Origin of the sequence: Carnobacterium sp. FSL E2-0243, from assembly GCF_038003605.1 — a bacterium.
In the GTDB taxonomy this organism is placed as follows: Bacteria; Bacillota; Bacilli; order Lactobacillales; family Carnobacteriaceae; genus Carnobacterium; species Carnobacterium maltaromaticum.
This window is the reverse complement of record NZ_JBBOPM010000001.1, coordinates 3,427,047-3,446,259: the sequence shown is the minus strand read 5'-3', so window position 1 is coordinate 3,446,259 and position 19,213 is coordinate 3,427,047. Positions and strand designations below refer to the sequence as shown.

General features: G+C 34.8%; 17 protein-coding genes and 2 pseudogenes. 13 read left to right on the top strand and 6 right to left on the bottom strand.

From position 1 onward, the window contains the following. The first annotated feature begins 50 nt into the window (after window positions 1-50). The 5 genes and pseudogenes from MHI00_RS16115 (at window position 51) to MHI00_RS16095 (ending at window position 4,389) form a co-directional block, all read left to right on the top strand. The gene (locus MHI00_RS16115) at window positions 51-626 is read left to right on the top strand and encodes a TetR/AcrR family transcriptional regulator (RefSeq protein WP_015077869.1); all 576 of its coding nucleotides are present in this window, start codon (window positions 51-53) and stop codon (window positions 624-626) included. A 15-nt stretch (window positions 627-641) separates the two neighbouring features. Next, window positions 642-1,382: an SDR family NAD(P)-dependent oxidoreductase gene (locus MHI00_RS16110; protein WP_010052230.1), complete on the top strand. Its 741-nt coding sequence runs from the start codon at window positions 642-644 to the stop codon at window positions 1,380-1,382. 54 nt (window positions 1,383-1,436) lie between these two features. Continuing rightward, the gene (locus MHI00_RS16105) at window positions 1,437-2,495 is read left to right on the top strand and encodes an alkene reductase (RefSeq protein WP_341114905.1); all 1,059 of its coding nucleotides are present in this window, start codon (window positions 1,437-1,439) and stop codon (window positions 2,493-2,495) included. 37 nt (window positions 2,496-2,532) lie between these two features. Further along, window positions 2,533-3,536: pseudogene (locus tag MHI00_RS16100) on the top strand (NADP-dependent oxidoreductase). A 19-nt stretch (window positions 3,537-3,555) separates the two neighbouring features. Beyond that, a complete protein-coding gene (locus MHI00_RS16095) occupies window positions 3,556-4,389 on the top strand; it encodes an alpha/beta fold hydrolase (protein ID WP_341114904.1) in 834 nt (277 codons plus the stop codon). 188 nt (window positions 4,390-4,577) lie between these two features. Here the strand turns inward: MHI00_RS16095 and MHI00_RS16090 are convergent, their stop codons facing one another. Further along, window positions 4,578-4,772, bottom strand: a complete 195-nt coding sequence (locus MHI00_RS16090; RefSeq protein WP_231857820.1) for a helix-turn-helix domain-containing protein — start codon at window positions 4,770-4,772, stop codon at window positions 4,578-4,580. Between the two features lie 24 nt (window positions 4,773-4,796). After that, window positions 4,797-5,125: pseudogene (locus MHI00_RS16085) on the bottom strand (recombinase family protein); the annotation flags it as partial. A 424-nt stretch (window positions 5,126-5,549) separates the two neighbouring features. On the opposite strand from MHI00_RS16085, the gene MHI00_RS16080 reads away from it, so the two are divergent. Continuing rightward, a complete protein-coding gene (locus MHI00_RS16080) occupies window positions 5,550-7,742 on the top strand; it encodes a MucBP domain-containing protein (protein ID WP_341114902.1) in 2,193 nt (730 codons plus the stop codon). A 134-nt stretch (window positions 7,743-7,876) separates the two neighbouring features. Here the strand turns inward: MHI00_RS16080 and MHI00_RS16075 are convergent, their stop codons facing one another. The 3 genes from MHI00_RS16075 to MHI00_RS16065 form a co-directional block, all read right to left on the bottom strand. Beyond that, the gene (locus MHI00_RS16075) at window positions 7,877-8,446 is read right to left on the bottom strand and encodes a recombinase family protein (RefSeq protein ID WP_010053257.1); all 570 of its coding nucleotides are present in this window, start codon (window positions 8,444-8,446) and stop codon (window positions 7,877-7,879) included. Window positions 8,447-8,579: 133 nt separating this feature from the next. Continuing rightward, complete coding sequence (locus tag MHI00_RS16070; protein WP_010053258.1) at window positions 8,580-9,068, bottom strand: hypothetical protein; 489 nt, start codon at window positions 9,066-9,068, stop codon at window positions 8,580-8,582. A gap of 4 nt (window positions 9,069-9,072) precedes the next feature. Next, window positions 9,073-10,512, bottom strand: a complete 1,440-nt coding sequence (locus tag MHI00_RS16065) for a helix-turn-helix domain-containing protein (protein ID WP_010053259.1) — start codon at window positions 10,510-10,512, stop codon at window positions 9,073-9,075. A gap of 429 nt (window positions 10,513-10,941) precedes the next feature. Here MHI00_RS16065 and MHI00_RS16060 point away from each other — a divergent pair, with 429 nt between their 5' ends. The 6 genes from MHI00_RS16060 (at window position 10,942) to MHI00_RS16035 (ending at window position 17,711) form a co-directional block, all read left to right on the top strand. Next, a complete protein-coding gene (locus MHI00_RS16060; protein WP_341114897.1) occupies window positions 10,942-14,073 on the top strand; it encodes a hypothetical protein in 3,132 nt (1,043 codons plus the stop codon). A 12-nt stretch (window positions 14,074-14,085) separates the two neighbouring features. Further along, the gene (locus MHI00_RS16055) at window positions 14,086-14,433 is read left to right on the top strand and encodes an LPXTG cell wall anchor domain-containing protein (protein WP_057001535.1); all 348 of its coding nucleotides are present in this window, start codon (window positions 14,086-14,088) and stop codon (window positions 14,431-14,433) included. Next, on the top strand, window positions 14,420-15,184 hold the full coding sequence (locus MHI00_RS16050; RefSeq protein ID WP_341114894.1) for a WxL domain-containing protein: 765 nt from the start codon (window positions 14,420-14,422) through the stop codon (window positions 15,182-15,184). Before MHI00_RS16055 ends, MHI00_RS16050 begins: the two co-directional genes overlap by 14 nt. Before the next feature lie 37 nt (window positions 15,185-15,221). Then, the gene (locus MHI00_RS16045) at window positions 15,222-16,007 is read left to right on the top strand and encodes a WxL domain-containing protein (RefSeq protein ID WP_029451659.1); all 786 of its coding nucleotides are present in this window, start codon (window positions 15,222-15,224) and stop codon (window positions 16,005-16,007) included. Between the two features lie 327 nt (window positions 16,008-16,334). Further along, entirely contained in the window at window positions 16,335-17,441 is a 1,107-nt protein-coding gene (locus MHI00_RS16040) for a DUF916 and DUF3324 domain-containing protein (RefSeq protein WP_341114890.1), read from the top strand. A gap of 45 nt (window positions 17,442-17,486) precedes the next feature. After that, window positions 17,487-17,711, top strand: a complete 225-nt coding sequence (locus tag MHI00_RS16035; RefSeq protein ID WP_010053267.1) for a hypothetical protein — start codon at window positions 17,487-17,489, stop codon at window positions 17,709-17,711. 69 nt (window positions 17,712-17,780) lie between these two features. Here MHI00_RS16035 and MHI00_RS16030 read toward each other — a convergent pair whose 3' ends face one another. Then, window positions 17,781-18,584, bottom strand: a complete 804-nt coding sequence (locus tag MHI00_RS16030) for a hypothetical protein (protein ID WP_087115415.1) — start codon at window positions 18,582-18,584, stop codon at window positions 17,781-17,783. A gap of 212 nt (window positions 18,585-18,796) precedes the next feature. Between MHI00_RS16030 and MHI00_RS16025 the strand changes: the two genes are divergently transcribed. Continuing rightward, window positions 18,797-19,198, top strand: a complete 402-nt coding sequence (locus MHI00_RS16025; RefSeq protein ID WP_341114883.1) for an SRPBCC family protein — start codon at window positions 18,797-18,799, stop codon at window positions 19,196-19,198. Window positions 19,199-19,213 lie beyond the last annotated feature (15 nt).

Genomic DNA, 19,213 nt, shown 5'->3' with positions numbered 1-19,213 from the left:
TAATATAAGAATGAACGTTCTAGAAAATTCCGGAAAGGATGAAAGAATCTATGGGAAGAGCAAAAGAGTTTGATCAAGAATTTGTTTTAGATAAAGCCATGCAAATTTTTTGGGAAAAAGGCTATGAGAAAACTTCTATGCAGGATTTAGTGGATCATATGGGAATTCATCGCCGCAGTATTTACGATACATTTGGAGACAAACACGAATTGTTTTTAAAGACACTAGATTGTTATGAATATAGGCTTAATCATATAATTAAGCAGAGATTGACGCAAGATATGACAATTAAAGAAAAGCTTGAAATGTTATTTTTGATTGTCGTCTCAACTGATGACGAGTATCCAAAAGGGTGTTTGATTGTAAATACAGCGACGGAATTATCCTTGTTAGATAAACAAATAGAGCATAAGATTCAAGAACTATTTGAGAAAAGTGAAACGTATCTTTATATGTTACTAGTTGAGGCTAAGAACAAAGGAGAAATTTCAAAAAGCGAAAATTTGCGAGAGTTAGCAAGTTATTTGCATAATGCATGGGTCGGTATCAGAGTGTTGGTGAAGACCACAAATGATCAAATGAAACTACATTCGATTGTAAAAACGACATTGTCGATAATTAAATAGAGAGAAGGCAACGATATGAGTAAAAAATATACAGTGATTACAGGTGCAAGTTCAGGTATTGGCTATGAAACAGCTTTAGCCTTTGCTGGAAAAGAGAAGAATATGATCCTGATTGCAAGGCGAACAGAGCAGTTAACTGAATTACAAAAAAGGATTCAAAAACAATATCCTAATCTAGATATTATCGTAAAAATAAGTGACTTGTCAGATAAAAAACAAGTTTATGGGCTATATGAGTCATTGAAACAGTATGATATTGAGACATGGATCAATAATGCAGGAGTTGGTGCTTCCGGAGCGTTGATGAATAATGATTTGAAACAAATTGAGCGAATAATCCAAGTTAATATTGAAGCAACAACTATTTTATCAACGTTATATGCAAAAGATTACGCTAATGTACAAGGTGCACAACTAATTAATGTTTCATCAGCAATGGGATATGTAATCGCATTAGGAAATGTTGCTTATTCTGCTTCAAAGTTTTTTGTTAGTGTTCTGACTGAAGGTCTAGCCGCAGAATTGAAAGATGCAGAGTTACAAGCTAAAGTTTTGGCGCCTGCTCTTACTGCTACAGCATTTATTCAACAATCAAGTGATTCAGAGTTAGATTATGAGAACTATCAGTTGCGCTCGCCGCAAGAAGTTGCCTCCTACTTAATGGCACTCTATGAGAGCACTCAAACGGTAGGAATTGTGAATGAGAAAAATGAATTTATTTTAAGTAATCCCATTTTTCCAGTATTTTCGATATAGTTTTTATTTTTTTATTAATATTAGAATGAACGTTCTAGAAAGAAGGAAAGTTAAATGAAAAATTTATGGAATCCGATAACAATTAAAGAGCGAGTAGTAAAAAATCGCTTAGTGATGGCGCCAATGACGCGTAGCAGAGCCAAGGGAAATGGTGTTCCAAGTAAGCTAATGAGCAAATATTATCAACAACGCGCTTCAATGGGATTAATTATTACAGAAGGGATTCAACCTTCTGCAGTAGGACAAGGTTATTTGTATACTCCAGGTATCTATACGGATGAACAAATAATCGGATGGCAAGAAATAACAAATGCGGTTCATCAACAAGAGGGGACAATTTTCTTTCAATTAATGCATGTTGGGAGAATATCTCATCCTGATAATGTAAAAGGATTACAGGCGCAGGCTCCATCAGCGATTGCACCAACAGAGGAAATTTTTACTGGTAACGGTATGCAAGCTATTCCAGTTCCGCTTGAGATGACAAAAGAGGATATTAAAATGACAGTGGATGATTTTCGTTTAGCTGCTAAAAACGCGATTCAAGCAGGCGCAGATGGTGTTGAAATCCATAGTGCTAATGGTTATTTATTGCATCAGTTTTTAGGAGAGAATTCGAATATTCGAACAGATGAATACGGAGGTTCAATCAAAAATCGCGTTAGATTTGTACTAGAAGTAGCACAAGCTGTCGCTGCTGAAATTGGCGCAGATAAAACGGGAATTCGGATTTCGCCAATGAATCAACTGGGTGGTGTTGATGAAGGAAATGCTGGGAAGCAATTGTATAGCTATTTAGTATCTGAACTAGCGAAATTAGATTTGGCCTACTTGCATATGATGTATGTCAGCCATGAGGACTCGTTATTGAAAGATATTCGCACAGTGTGGCCCAATGTATTAATTATAAATCGACCTAGTCGACCAGTTGATAAAATTGATTTTGATATTGTGAATGGAAATGCTGAAATGGTTTCAGTTGGGACGTTGGCATTGGCTAATCCAGACTTAGTTGAACGTTTAAAAACAGACAAACCACTTAATCAGCCACATCCTGAAACCTTTTATGGAAGTGAAGGAGAAGTTGGCTACACAGATTATCCATTTTTATAAAAGACTAAATAAAATTGGAAGACTGAGAGGAGAAACAATGAAAGCAGCTCAGATTAATAAATATACAAAAAAAGTGCATGCGAAAATTACAGAAATATCGATTCCTGAAATATCAGATAATCAAGTGTTAATAAAAACAAAAGCAGCCGCTGTTAACCCGCTAGAAATTCTAAATATAACAGGGGCAGTAAAATTAATTCAGGATTATCAAATGCCTTTAACTATTGGGAATGAATTGACAGGTGTAATAGATAAAGTTGGCAAAAATGTTCAAGGATTTAAAGTTGGTGATGCTGTCTATGCTAGACTGCCCATCGATCATATTGGTGCTTTTGCAGAATATGTTGCTGTTGCTGCTGATGCTATTTGGTTTTTACCTGACCATTTAGATTTTATTACAGGAGCCGCAGTTCCATTGACAGGTTTAACAGCCTATCAAGGTCTGCACGAAAAGTTAAATGCTCAAGCAGGACAGACCATTTTTATTCCAGGTGGCTCAGGTAGTTTTGGACAAATGGCGATACCTATTGCAAAAGCGATGGGATTAACTGTAATTGTTTCAGGAAATTCGGCAGCTAAAGAAAGAACTTTAGCAGTTGGTGCAGATCAGTTTATTGATTATAAAACAGAAAATTATTGGAAAGTACTAGACTCTGTTGATTTTGTAATAGATACTTTAGGGGCCGCAGAATTTGAACGAGAGTTATCTATTATTAAACCAGGTGGTCGTTTGTTAAGTCTCATAACGGGACCCAATAAACGTTTTGCAATAAGCCAAGGGTTACCGAAATGGAAACAATTTTTATTTGGTTTAGTGGGTTCAAAATATGATAAGAAGGCAAAAGAAAAAATATTGACTATCATTTTATCTTTGTTCGAGCAGACGGAAACCAATTGAAACTAGTATCTGAGATCATTGAGAAAAATAAAATTATTCCAGCAATTGATCCATCAAAATTCCGCTTGGAAGACATTAATCAAGCTTTAGAACTAGTTGAAAAAGGCCATCCACAAGGAAAAGTTGTTATAAGGTTTGATTAATAATAAGGAGGAAAAGCAAATGGGGTATGTAGAGGCACCTAATTTATTTATCAAAGATGCGCATGGGAAGAAATTTGCCTATCGTGAAGTTGGTAAAAAAACAAATATGCCATTGATTCTGTTGACACATTTATCAGCAAACTTAGATAATTGGGATCCTAAAATCGTGGATGGTTTAGCCCGGAAATTTTGGGTTATTGCCTTTGATGGTCAAGGTGTAGGTTTATCTGGTGGTAGTACGCCTAAAAAAATTTTAGAAATGGCAAACGAAACTGTTTCATTTATTCAAGCATTAGGATTGAATAAAGTTCATATTTTAGGTCTTTCTATGGGAGGAATGGTTGCCCAAGAAATTGTCCTGTCACACCCAAAACTGGTTGAAAAATTAGTTTTAGTTGGTACAGGACCAAAAGGCGGTCAGGGAATTGGTCGTGTTGCAAAAGTAACGAATTATTCAATGTTACGGGCTCTGATTACGTTTAAAGATATAAAATACTATCTATTTTTCACCTCATCCCAAAGTAGCCGAACAAAAGCTAAAGAATATTTGATACGATTAAAAAGCCGTAAGAAAAATCGAGATCAATCAATTCGATTACGTAGCTATAATCAGCAATTGAAGGCTATCAAACGTTGGAGCCGCGGGGAAATAGACCCACTTGAAGAAATAAAACAACCTACGCTAATTATAAATGGGGACACAGATATTATGGTCCCGACAGCTAATTCTTATGATTTAGCGCAACGAATTAGTGATAGTAAATTGATTATTTATAAAGATTCGGGACATGGCTCCTTATTCCAGTATCCTGAAGAATTTGTTTCAGATGTGGGAACATTTTTAATGGTCTAAAAATAACTTATATACAATTTGACTTAAACAAACTGATTATATGCTTAATTGATTTTAGTTTTGTAAGTCCTAATCGAACGAATGCTAGTTGTTTATTTTTGCAGTATAAATAAGTTAAATAAATCGTTACGATTGTAAAAAAACGATAAGCAGTCCATTAAGGTATCACTTATTTTTATTAAAGCCTATCAATTCTTAGGCTTTTCTTTTTCTTGTTTAATTATTTTATAGACTGTCGAAGTAGCTAAACCACTAATCGTCGCTATTTCTTTAACAGAAAATCTATTTTCATAATAAAGTTGGAGTGCTAATTGATTTTTTTCTACTAGTGGAGGACGGCCTAAAGATTTTCCATTAAGTTTTGCTGCTTCTAGCCCAGCCATAATTCTTTCATTGATAAGCGAAGCTTCCATTTCAGAGAAAGCGCTCATAATGGTAAAAAAAATTTCCCCATAGGTGTTGAAGTATCAATATTGTTTTGGATACTAACAAAATGAATGCCTCTTTTATCAAAATCTTCTAATAAATGAAGCAGTTGCTTGGTGCTTCGGGCTAAGCGATCTAATTTAAATATCACTAATGTATCGCCTTTTTTCAATTTTTTAAGGACTTGTTTTAAGACAAGTCTATGTGGGTTTCTACCACTATCTTGTTCTTGATAAAGCTTGTTTACCCCAAATCTTTTTAATGCTTGTTCTTGTGAATCAAATTTTTGATGCGCTGTACTAATGCGCATATAGCCAATAATAGCCATTTATTTTTCCTCCTACACAGTTTCAATATAGTCCAACATTCCACATTTTAAGCTATTTAGCAGAGATAAGCTATAAAATAATTGGATAAGAAGTATTTAAAAACAAAGCTTTCTGAAAAAAAACTTGCTATTAGGTACTTATTCTATTAAACTTATGTTTTTTGTAAAAAGGAATACATACTATAAATTTCAGACCGGAACTCAATTATAGCTGCGTTTATCATTTTTATTTTGACGTTATTTTATTTTTCTATTTAACATATGATTTATATAAACTATTTTTATAAATAGAAAGTAGATAGCGCAAAGAAACTGTGAAAGAGACACCTTTGTGAGTCGTAAATAAGTATTTTTTCTTAAATTAAATTTTTAGAATGCCCAAAATTCAACAAGAAAAGGTGATGAAATGAAAAAATTAAAAATTATACAGGCTTTGCTTGTATTTAGTTTACTTATTACGACGATTAGCCCGTTGTTAGTAGTTGCAGAAACTTCGGAAAATAATGAGGTATCACAAGCAACAGACATTGTGACAAGAGCAGATTTAGGGGATCAAGACTGGTTAATTAATGAGGTCAATAAACAGCTAGCGCCTAAAACTATTGGAGTGGATACAACTTTTGAAGATTTAGATAAAATTGTGAGAATCCGAATTACGACAAATGGAAATAATAATCCTCCAATTGTCGGGCAAATACCGGAAGAAATTGTGAAACTTAAAAATTTAGCTCGATTGGAACTTTTTTCTAATGAGCTTACTGGTAAAATTCCCCAGGCATTTAGTCAAATGCCTAAATTAGATTATCTGCGGATTGATTATAATCAGATGACAGGAACCATTCCCGAGGGATTAGGCAATATCAGTTATATTAATTTTACTAATAATAAATTTGTCGGGCAGTTGCCAAAAAGTCTATATGAGAATCGAACTGGAGAGAACGAAGTCAATATTTCTGGAAACCAAGTGACAATCAATAACATGTTAGAAATTCCAAAAAGTATATATAATGTAGCTACATTTCTATATACTGGAGGGTATGATGGCCACATTGAAACAAAAAACAATTATTTTAACAATCTCAAATCTACAGATGTTTTTACTCCTTTCTTAGTGGGAAGCCCGACCTTCTTAGATTTATTTGTAAGTCAAAGCTTCGATCGGGAACTTTTCCCAGAACATGTTTTGACAATTGAAGATACCTCACTAGGTAAAATTATTTACGAAGGCGAAATAAATTCTAACTTATCTTTTCCACTTGAACAATGGGAGTCAGGGAGTCATTTATTAAAATTCACTCTAGATGAAGCCTTTAATAATCCTAATAATAGTACGTTTGTCACACTTGACATAGCAGCTACTGAAACAGTGAATGTGCGCTATCTTGATGAACAAGACAACGAAATTCATGAGTCCAATCTAATTAAAGGGTACAGTGGCGAAGCTTATGATGCTACGACACCTGAATACAAATTAGATATTCCGACTTATAAATTAGATGAAACTCAATTACCTTTAAACGCTATCGGTACAATAGGTAGTCAATACCAAGAAGTGATTTACCGTTATGAAAAATTAGAAGGCGCACCAGTAAAAGTTAACTATCAAGATGAAGTAGGCAATGAACTAGCGCCAACAGACATTTTGACTGGCAAATTGGGAGTTTCATACAGCGCAAACGAGAAATCTATCAAAGACTGGCTGTTGAAAATAAAGCCAGAAAATGAAATAGGTGTCTTCACAGATCAACCTCAAATAGTGACATATATTTATGAAAAAGTAGAAGGCGCACCAATAACGGTTAACTATCAAGATGAAGAAGGCAATGAACTAGCACCTACAGAAATTTTGACTGGTAAAATTGGTACACCATATAGCGTGAAAGAAAAACCTATCAAAGACTGGCTGTTGAAAATAGAGCCAGAAAACGCAAAAGGGACCTTCACAGATCAACCGCAAACAGTAACGTATGTTTATGAAAAGGTAGAAGGTGCACCAATAACGGTTAACTATCAAGATGAAGAAGGCAATGAACTAGCGCCAACAGAAATTTTGACTGGCAAATTGGGCACACCATATAGTGTGAAAGAAAAAACTATCAAATACTGGACGTTGAAAATAGAGCCAGAAAACGCAAAAGGGACTTTCACAGATCAACCGCAAACAGTAACGTATGTTTATGAAAAGGTAGAAGGTGCACCAATAACGGTTAAGTATCAAGATGAAGAAGGCAATGAACTAGAGACTTCAGAAATTCTGACTGGTAGAGTAGGGACTGCTTATAATACAAACAAAAAAAATATTAAAGGTTGGACGTTGAAGTCAGAACCAAAAAATGCAACAGGAGCCTTTACGGAAGAGCCTCAGACAGTCGCGTATATTTACGAGAAAGAGAAATTAAGCACTAATGAAATACTTCCAAGTCCAACCAATAAACCTAACGTCAATAATCCGTTATTTATTCATTCTATAACAGAGCATTCAGGGATTTTTCCGAAAACAGGCGAAGAAAAAAATTATTCACTGATAATTGGAATCCTAATTTTTATTAGCTTTATAGTAACAGTAGATAAAAAAAAGTATCTAGGAAATAAAGATTAAAAATTTGTGTATTTAACGAAAATAATTAAGTGAAAAAAGAGTTTGGGACATAAGTCCTAAACTCTTTTTTGTCATTGCCATTAACTACTTAACAATAATCTATTCATTTGTAACTTTCAAATCTATGCTACCTATTACTTACATTTCAATGGAACATTATTTTTCTCAAGGTAGCGATAAACAGTTGATCTAGATACCTCAGCTGTTCGAGCAATTTTAGCAATTGACAAATCTGTATTCGTATATAAATCCAGCACCATTTCAATGTTTTTATTAACTGGTGGACGTCCTAACTGTTTACCATTATTACGAGCGGCATTTAGCCCTGAAATGACACGCTCACTAATTAGCTCTGCTTCCATTTCAGCAAAAGCACTCATGATGGTGAAAAAGAAACGTCCCATGGAAGTCGTTGTGTCAATGTTATTTTGAATACTGATAAAATGAATATTCCGTTGCTTAAATTCTTCCATCAAAATTAAAAGATGTTTTGTGCCACGAGAAAGGCGATCCAACTTGAAAATAACGAATGTATCACCTGATTGTAATTCATTCAGTACTTTATTTAGCTCCACACGTTTTTCGTTCCTGCCACTCTCTGTTTCAGTATAAATACGGTCGCATCCGTAGTGTTTCAGTGCAGCTAACTGAGAATCAAGTTGTTGATAATGTGTGCTGACACGAGCATAGCCTAGTATAGCCAAAAAAATTCCTCCTAAAAGTAATGAACTAACCCTATCATAATAGAGTTAGTTCATTATTTAAAGGAAAAAAACGCGATTTTTTAAATAATTTAATGGGTATAAAAAGGAACGACTTAAAAACGAAAAAAAGAGGTTACTTTTTAGTGCCATATAAAATAAAACCAGATAAATTTGCCAATAGTTGACCCGTATTTGTTTGATGATATGCATTGTTTCCACCGCTGCTGCTTGGATCAGGTGGCAACACGGCGTCTGTTTGAAATGAGTATGGAGTCAACTCGGTAATTTTTAAAGCAGACTCTTTTTTCGAGGCTACTTTTTTTTCTTTGGGTTTCTTTTTGATCGGCTTTGCTTTTCTACGAGTTGTCGGATGGATATTTTCAAGTTCCTTATTTGGTTGTATCTGTTCAATTGCATCAGTAGACTTAGGCGGTGCTTCTATTGGATCTACTGTAATAGCAGGATTAAGCGGATTAACAGGCTTAACGGTAGAATTATCTGCTATTAAAACAATATCTGAGTTGTTAGCAGTAACTTCGCTAGATACAGTGAAAAAAAGTCCTGAGAATAGAAAGCCACAGATAATTGAAGATTGAGTAAAATGTACTAGTTTATGATTCATAAAATCACCTTTCTTGATGTTTCAATTCAATAATTTTGTTTCCAAAGTATTCCCAATCAGTTGGCAATGGCGGATTTTTCCAAATAATATAATCACAATGCGCTTGAGTAGGTTTAAAATCAGAAAGGTATAAATTGGTTTTATTAGAGAGACTGGGTTCAATCAAGATATTGAGAAATTTAAAAGACTTGATTGAGGTGCTAATGAAATGATTATATGATTTTCCGTGAGAAAAGTCGACACAAACGTATATTGGATTGTTCAAAAGGGTCGCAGGTAAGAAACGAATCAAGGAAAATAAATAATCATAAAATAAAATTGTTGTTTCTTCAGTTGGTTTAAAATTAGTTTGAATAAAGGATTCTGAGAATAGAAAAAAATCTGGGTAATTTTCTTTTAGAAACTCAGGATTAGCTTGAAAATAAATCATTAAATCAGAATGATTAAATTTTAAAAATTTATAGTGAATCCGATTCAATTCTTTTCTTAATAAAGGATAGTAAGTTGCATCTGTTTGAATATCAAATTGTTTGTTTAATTGTTTTAAAAAAAGCGCCGTTAAATCTAAAGCGGGCTTGCAGCTTGATTCAATAAATTTCAGTGAAGCATTTGTCGAAATTTTTGGAATCAAGTTTCCAGCAAACAAGAACGAGCACAAAAAACTAGTTTCCAATTTTATTTGAGCTTGCGTGAGAGTTGTTGTATCTAAAAAAAAGTTGATGACCATTGGTTTAATTGCAAGTTGAATATCTTTAAAGTGAATACTCATTTCTTGTTTTTTTAAGGTGTTTCCAAAAAAAAGACGTTGAAATAGAATACATAAAAAGAAAGTAATCTTAATTTCTTGAGTAGAAGAGAAGGAAATCCCTAAAAAGGTTGAAATTTCTTTGATAAATAACCTGGACAATTCGACTAATTCTTTAGAAAAGGGATATTCTAAGCTATTGAAGGAATGAAAGTAAACTTCAAAAAGAAACAGACGAATGTCAGATTCTAAGCCTGAAAGTTGTAGGTCAGAATCAATCGAAATAGAATAATTATTTAAAATGACTTCTAATTCATTCCGTAAAAGATAGGCTGCAGAAAGGCTTAAATATTGATTGGCAGAGAACTGCTCTAATGAAAATTCTTTTTCTTTAAAGATTCCATCTAATAAAAGAAATAAATTTGAATCTTTTAAATAAATGCGCTGCAACGTAAGAATAGAATCTGTTCCATCTGAATTCAAGCTGATTTTTTTTGAATCTAATTTGATTTGAATACCTGTAATATGGTGCTCATTTAAATCTTCAATAATTTGTTTGATTGATTTTTTGACAATAAAACTTGAAAGAGAGAGTGAATCACAGACTTCTTGAATGGATGTTGTTTGTAAAGGCGTTAGTTCTAAATGATTTAAGATAGCCATTCGATGCTGATATTCTTTATTTAGTAAAAAATTCATGAGTATCCTCCTTATGTATTATCTTATTTAAACTATTCTATACTTTATAGGAATATAATTATTAAGTCTAGAGAGAAATTTTTTATTTACGATGGGTATCAAATAAATATAAGAATAACAGAAACATATATTTATTGCTATTATATTTTGAAAAACAGCTTATTTAAACCCATGTAAATAAGTATTCTAAAAAATTTTCAAAAAAATAAAATTTTTTAAAATGACAGTAAAAATTGTAAATGATATAGTAATTGCAGATAGAGAGCACATCCAAAAATGTCGCGTAAACAAATGTTTACGCGACACTTTTTTTATCTGTTTTTTGCCGATTTAAATTGGCAGTATCGCTGACTTTCTATAGCACAAATTAGCTTTTTGGATAGCGTGTCATAAACATTTGTTTACGAGACTCATTTAAGGGGTGAAAGAATGCGAATCAGAAGGAATAAAAAACAAATAAGTATGTGGATTAGTGCGCTATTTGTTTTAGGATTGATCTTATCTGGGATTCATTATGCAACTAAATTTAAAGAATCTGGAATTAAAGCTGAGGAGTTAAATTTAACAATTACTTCTAGCCAACAAGAGTTTTATGAGAACGATGTTTTTCAATTTGACATAACAATCAATGATTCTCTAAGTAATCGTGAATTTTATTTAGAAGTACCACAGGAATTTAAGCTAAATACAGCAGATATTCTACAAGCGAACCAAGGGGTTATTGAAAAAATTGAGCCAGTCGGACTAAAACAAAAAATTACGTTGGCAAATGATGGGAATGCTCCTACTAAGATAAATATAAGTGGAAATCTTACCGTAGCGGGAGACTTCAAGGTGAAAGTTACGGATGAAACTGGGCTAGAAAAACAGTTTCCACTTGCAGTAAAGGCTCACCCATCTATTGAGACGCTCATTGATCCAGAAGAAAAAGAGGAATCAGAGCCAAATCCAGCTGCTCCAGAAACGCCAATAGAACAACCAAAAGCTGAGGAATTGGCCCCGCCAGTAGCGGAAATTCCAGTAGAAAATGAAAAATTAATGGAAAGTATTAGCCCTCGCAATGCAATTCAGCCTAGATTGAATTTACTGCCAACAGGCACGCTATTAGTGAATGAACCAGGAGTCATTAAAATACCTAAACTTAATCCGCCTCAAACTATTTCGGGAGAATATGGTTTGGTATTAAGTCGTTTCAAAGAAAGCAAAGTTAATTATTTTGTCCATGGTGTTAATAAAGGAACACCTGCAGCGTTACAGCGTTTTACCCGAGCCCAGTCAGGTGAAGATACCTATATTTATTATACAAAAACAGGTATCTATAAAGGACGAGTGATTGATGTCAAAGAAGTCATTGTGAACACAGCTAGTGGGGGTTCTTCTTTCGGTACTGCAACTCCAACAGCAGGTGGAACAAGCAATATGTTATCTGCACGTGTTGAGGGTGGTTCCCAATATAATCCTGCAACTATTAGAGTAGAATTTTATGACTCTGAAACAGGGGAAAGAGTTAAAGTAAAAGGTGTTTGGAACTTAACCGATATCGATTTTAATGAAACGGCAATTATGTATTCAGATAGCATTCAAGAAGTTTATGTAAGGGAAGACTCAGACGTATTAGGACAACTTAGAAATAATCAATTAACTGTCGAGTCTCCACGAAACTCAAATGTTAGTGAAACGGATGAAACGCGTTGGGTTAGTATCGCATATGGAGAAACTGACGAACTAACCTTTGATTATTATTCATCAAACAGTTGGAATGGGTATGATGTGAAAAGTCTTGTTCCAATTGCCTTCCCTGATCCTTCCAAAATTGGAACAGTTGAGGATCAAGTAACGAAAAAAGTTAATTATAAAACCTATGTTAGTGTTCCATACAGACAAATCAAGAATTTTGAACCACAATTAATTATTGAAGATCCAATTATTGATGAATTGTCGGTTCAATCCTTCAATATTATTGATACTTTAACGGGTCAAAATGTAAATAATTTATTTACCCTTTCCCAACAAGGCAATAATATTCGGGCTGAAGCAAAAGATGCTTCTCTAAAGAGAGCCGATTTTTACAATAAGATGTACATGCTAGAAGTAGTAGCAACTGTTAAAGATGGGGCAAATTTATCCAAATATCCTTACGAGAATGGCTACCGATTGTTGCCAAATACGAGTCAAATCATTGTAACCAACTCAGATGCTTCAGACAAAATTGTGAAAAGTAATGAAGCTTTTGCCAAACTAAAAGATGAGCGGCTTGAAGTCAAAGAAGAAGTATTTCATCTTGATGGATCAGTGGCAGATATCGCAACACCAGGTGAACAATTGACTTATCGAGGAACGGCCTTAAGTGCTTATCCATCAGAAACAGAAACAATAAATTATACAACATTATCGTTTGCCACAACAGTTGATGAGCAACTAGAAGCCATTACGAATATCACGCTAAAAGATGAAACGGGTCAAGTAGTAGGGACAGGCTCCTACGATGCGGGGACTAGAAAAATTACTGCCTCAATTACAAAACCAGTGAATCGTAAACAAGCTGTGTATCTAGAGTACAACGGAACAGTCAAAAAAGGAGTTCCAACGGGTACACTTGTCAAAGGCAAGACTACGGTTGAAGGGAAATACAGTAATGGGTTTGAGATTCCTTTAAGTTATTCAAATGAAGTCACAACTCTGATTGAAGATTATGGTGTGTTGGAAGAAAGTGTCACTCATCAAGATGGTTCTGTAGCAGATGATGCGCAAGTAAATGATATTCTTCATTATAAAATTATTTACCGCACGCCTTATAAGCAAGCAGATACTAAGTACACTACAATCTCAATCAACTCTGATATTACTGAATTAACAAACTATACAAAAAATAGTACTAATCTAGTGGCACATACGGAATCCGGGAAGCCATTAGCTGTACCAACGATAGTCGGAACAACTCTTTCCCTCAATGATAGCTCAGGAACAATAGCCGCCAATGAAACGATTATTGTGGAATTCGATGTGACCGTAGATGCTGTAAAAGTGTCTGACGGTACGATAATTAAAAATTCAGCAACTGCGGCAATGACATTTTCTGATAACTTTAAAACAGTTGGGCTCCAATCGAATCTTGTCGAGACACGAATCAAAGGAGTACTTGAATTTATTTCTGCACCAAAGGAGTTGAACTTTGGGAACGATTTGAAAATTTCAACAAAAGACCAGGTCTACCCTATTCAAAATAAAGATGAGGGATTGATTGTTCAAGACAGTCGCGGCGAAGGCAATCAATGGTCAATGAAAGCGACACTTCTAAAAGAATTAACTAGTGAGTCAGGTCATCAATTAATTGATAGCTTACACTATTACAATCAAGGCAAAGAGCTAGCCTTTACAGTAGGTGATTCGATTCCGATTAGAGATCAGAAAACGGCAGATAATCAACCTGTTGAGATTTCAAATGATTGGCAAGATGTGCAAGCAGGCCCAGTTTTGAAAGTGAAAGCAGGACAACCCTATAATGAAAAATATATGGGTGCCATCCAATGGACACTACAATCTGTACCAGGAAACGGATAAGGGGGAGCCGAAATGAAAAAAAGAATCGTTCTAGTTTTACTGTTTCTCGGCTGTCTATCCATTTCGTGGACAGTTGTAGATGCATCTGAAAAACAAACTTATGAATCAAATAGTGGGATTGGTTTTTATGGGAAGTATGAGTACCCAGAAACTGAAACAGAAGTAGTTACTCCCAATCAAATTTTACCAGCAGGAAGACCAAGCCCGTCCGTAGCAAATCACGGAAGCTTGCCACAAACAGGTACGACTAATACAGGTTATTTAAATTTAATAGGAATGCTTATCTTATCAGGCTCATTGCTATTAATATTACTAAATAAAAACAAAAAACAGGAGGAAATTTATAATGAAATTAATTAAATATGGTACAACAGCACTACCTGCATTGGCAGCAGAAGAAGATTACACAAGAACCTATCAAAGTGGTGGAATGGTTGAATTTGTACCTGACGCAGGTCCAACTGATCCAGTTGATCCAGTCGATCCAGATCCAAATAAACCTGTAAATCCATGGGATCCAACAACTCCAGAGCATAAACCAAATCCTGGAACAGATGGACCTTTAAGTATCGATTTTGCTTCAAGTATTGATTTTGGGAAAAATAAAATTACCAATAAAGATGAAACTTATTTTGCCAATCCTCAATATTTATGGAATGAAGATATGTCTGATTTTGATCCAGCAACTGCTAGACCAAACTATGTACAAATTACAGACAAACGCGGAAATAATGGCGGATGGTCATTAAGCGTTAAACAAGAAGGACAATTTAAAAATGATAAAACCTTAAACAAAGAATTAACGGGTTCACAAATTACCTTTACTGATGGTGTTTCAGCTTCAAATATCGAAAACGTAATTGCGCCTAAAACCTTTGATATGGCCTTAACGCCAAACACTGCAACAAAAGTAATGACTGCTGTTAAAGGAGCGGGTGCAGGAACTTGGGTAGATCGTTTCGGTACACTTGAAGATGTGGAAGTAGAAGGAAAAACCGTTAAGAAAAACAAAGCCATCACTTTAGACGTACCAGGTACAACAGCTAAAGATGCAGTGCGCTATGATACAAAATTAACTTGGACACTGACAGATGTCCCAGGAAATGAATAAAAATAAACCAACTAAAAAAACTAGAGGAGTTAAGAAAATGAAATCATTAAAATTAGCAACCGTAGGAACTTTATTATTTAGTACAATATTAATCAGTGGTGTTGGATCTGTTTCTGCAGCGCCAGGACCAATTCCAGCCAATCGTGATACAAACGCACAAGTAAAATTTATTGAAGATGAGTCGCCAACAGATCCAACTGACCCAACTGATCCAGACCCAGAGAAACCAGTTGATCCAGTTGACCCAACCGACCCAGAAAAACCAGTTGATCCAGGTACAAATGGTCCATTAAGTTTAGATTATGCATCAAGTTTAGATTTTGGTGAACAATTAATTTCAACTAAAAACCAAACTTACTTTGCAAAACCTCAATATTTACGAGGTGAAGATGGTAAAGCTGATTTAAATAATCCAGTTCCAAACTACGCTCAAGTTACAGATAAACGTGGTGGAGAAAAAGGTTGGTCGTTGAGTGTCAAACAAAATGGTCAATTCAAATCAGTTAAAGAGGGGAAAGAGCTAGTTGGAGCTGAAGTAACCTTTAAAAATGGACAAGTTGCTTCTGTTTCAAATTCAAAAATTCCAAGTGTTGTAAAAACATCCTTCTCATTGAAAAATGACGGAACTGGTGTAGCTGAAAACATCATGTCTGCAGCAGCAGGTGAAGGTTTTGGTACATGGGTTTACCGTGCAGGAGATGTTTCAAACATGGCTGAAAGCATTGCTCTAAGCGTACCAGGTTCAAGTGTTAAGGATGCAGATACGTATAAAACAACCTTAACTTGGACATTAACTGATACTCCAGCTAATTCAGGAGAATAATAAAAAGATTTTGTGTATAGGAGTACATCTACTTGGTGTATTCCTATACCTGTTTTTTCATTTATTAAGGCTAGTTCTTATGAGCCAACTCCTTGGAAAAAAGATGAAATCCCTCAAAGTAACGAGATACTTTGTGTGTATTTCCCTATTTTTCTGCCGGAGCTAAGCGGCTTAACGAACTTTTTATTAAGGCTAGTTCTTTTAAGCCAGTCCTTCGAGAAAAAGATAAAAATTCGAGATGGCAAAAAGCGCCATATCAATTTTTCCTATTTTCTTGCCAGGCCTAAACGGCTAAACGAACTTTTTATTATAGGAGGAAGAAAAAATATGTTACATGTAAAAAGAAAATTAATAATTGGGCTGATCTTTCTTCTAAGTCTAGTCAGCGTTATTCCACAAGCGAATGCCTCGCAATTGAAATTTAGTGTTGAACCTGTGATTCCCGAGAACCAAAAAGATACTTCTCATAGTTATTTTGATTTAATGATGAAGCCATCGGAGCAACAAACGTTAAAAGTTCATATGCGCAATGATACAGACAATGAAGTTACGGTGATTCCTAGTATTCACGCTGCAACAACTAATATAAATGGGGTTGTAGAATATGGTGAATCTAATACTAAACTAGATAAAACAAGCCCTTATAACATTGAAGACATCGTGAAACCAACTGTAGAAGAAGTAAAAATTCCAGCAAAGGGCTCAACAGACTTAGAGCTGAAAATTGAGATGCCTAAAGATGGTTTTGATGGGATTCTAGCAGGCGGGATTACGTTAAAAGAGAAAGATGCAACCGAAGAGAGTGAGAAAAAGAATGCTCAACAAGGGTTAGCTATTGAAAATAAATATGCGTATGTAGTCGCTGTTGTACTTCAAGAAACAGATGTTAAAATTGATTCTGAGTTAAAATTAGGTGCTGTTGAGCCGAATCAAGTCAATGCCCGGAATGTGATTAACGCTAACCTACAAAATACACAGGCAAAATACCTAAATCAGCTTTCAGTCGATACAAAAATCACTAAAAAAGGCGAAAGTGAAGTGTTATATACTTCTAAGAAAGAAGATATGCAGATGGCACCTAATACCTCATTTGCTTATCCGGTCTCATTAAATGGAGAAGAGCTTAAAGCCGGAGACTACACACTGGTGATGACTGCAAAATCAATGGATAAAACCTGGAAGTTTAAAAAAGATTTCACGATCAAAGCAGATGTTGCGAAAGAGTTAAATGAAAAAGATGTCACGGTGAAAAAAGACTACACATGGCTATATATCGTCATTGGTATTGTATTGATTCTAAGTGCATTAGTTTTAATCTGGTTTATTATGAGAAAGAAAAAGCAAGAAAAGCAAAAACAAGCAGAACTAAGAAGAAGACAAGCTAAACGAAAAAAACGCGCTCAAAGAGCGAAAATAGAAAAAAATAATGATTAAATGAATCGATTGTTGCTTAATCAATTAGAACAGGAGAGCGAGAATATGCGTATCGAAAAAAATTGGGACGATTGCTTTGTTTATACAATAAATTTAGAAATTCCAGCCACTGCTGATCGGAAAAACTGGTTTATTAATCGCATTATTGTCTTGAAAAATGAGTTGGATTTGTCTGAAATGAAAGACTTTATCAAACAAACATTTGGTCCTGAAGTAATATTGGTACATGCTGATTTGTGGGATGAAGGTCTCTTAATCAAGGAAAAATAAACGAAAAATAAAACATCGTATGAAATCATTTAGCAAAATAGATTTCGTACGATGTTTTTATTTTGTAATCTATTCAACAACGGTCCATTCATTAATTGATTTCCCGTTAGCATCGAGCATTTCTAGCCAACTATTTGTTCCACCGAAATATAGAAATATCCCAATCTCATTGACACTTTTAAAAGTTAAATCTTCTGTTGTTGTGAAGTCTTTGATTTTATCGCTGTAATCATAGCGTAGTTTTTCACCTAGACGGGCAGAAAAACCTACCGAACCATCTTTATTTAAAGGCACAGTGGGCATCATTTTGGCACCAGCTTTAAGAAGCATTTCATTCCTTTTTACCCAAAGGGCTGTGGCTTTACTTTCTCTCGTATCAATGAAAAATTCGATTTGGCTAACTTCTTTTGTCCATCTATGACGTGCTTTTGCAGGTTTGGCTTTAGGCTTTGGTAGATCAGTCTTAGGTTCAATTTGGTAGCCAAATTTCTCGAGAATAAAGAATAAGGTTTCGAGATAAGCGTTAACCGTTTTTTCAGCATTTGTAGGAACTTGTCCTTCAGGATTGCTTAGGCTTACCAAATTGACCCCTTTATCAGATGCTTGAGCAAGGAATAGCTGTTCTAAATGTTCAGGTTCGATTTCCCATGGGGGTGTGATAGTTATGACCTGATTAAATTCAACATCTTTTAAATTAGCTTGAAAATTTGTTGTACCACTAGCAACAAATTCGTTATTTTTCAATAGAAAATAAAGAGTATGTTCGGTTTTGGGAATTTCTTGAGCTTTAACTATTGTGATGGTTCCTTCTTGCTGATTAAATTGAATCGTTGTTTGCATTTCTGAAATAAGGACGTCTAATTTAAGTTCCATAAGTCACACCTTCTACCTTGTATTTTATGAGTATTATAACATACAGATGAAATCAACAGTAATTTTAAGTTAATAAGTGGAATTTAACCAAGGAGAAATTAATGGTTAAGGCAAGACAATAACTAAGGAATAAGCTATACTAATCTCAAATGAGACAATTAAGTATGAACGCATATCACCTATTGAAAAATCTAGTATCGGAGGAATAGACAATGGCAGAATTAGTTTTAGATTTTCAATTTACCAGCTCAATTAATCAAGTTTGGACAGCCTTAACAGATTCAAATATGCTAGCAAAATGGATGTGGAAAAACGATTTTAAACCGGTTGTTGGGTATAAATTTACCTACCGTGCAGAACCAAATGAGTGGTGGGATGGCATTGTAGAAGGTCAAGTTCTTGAAGTAGAAGAGCCTCATAGCTTGTCCTACACATGGGGAACAGGTCCAGAAATTCATACGGTTGTTTGGACTTTAACAGCGCTAGAAGACGGTGGTACACAATTGCATCTTGATCAAACTGGCATTAGTGAACAGCCTGGCGCGTTAGAAGGAGCCAAATATGGGCAAATGGAATTAGTGGGCAAACTAGAAAAATTATTGGCTGAAGCATAAGAACAGGAGGGAAAT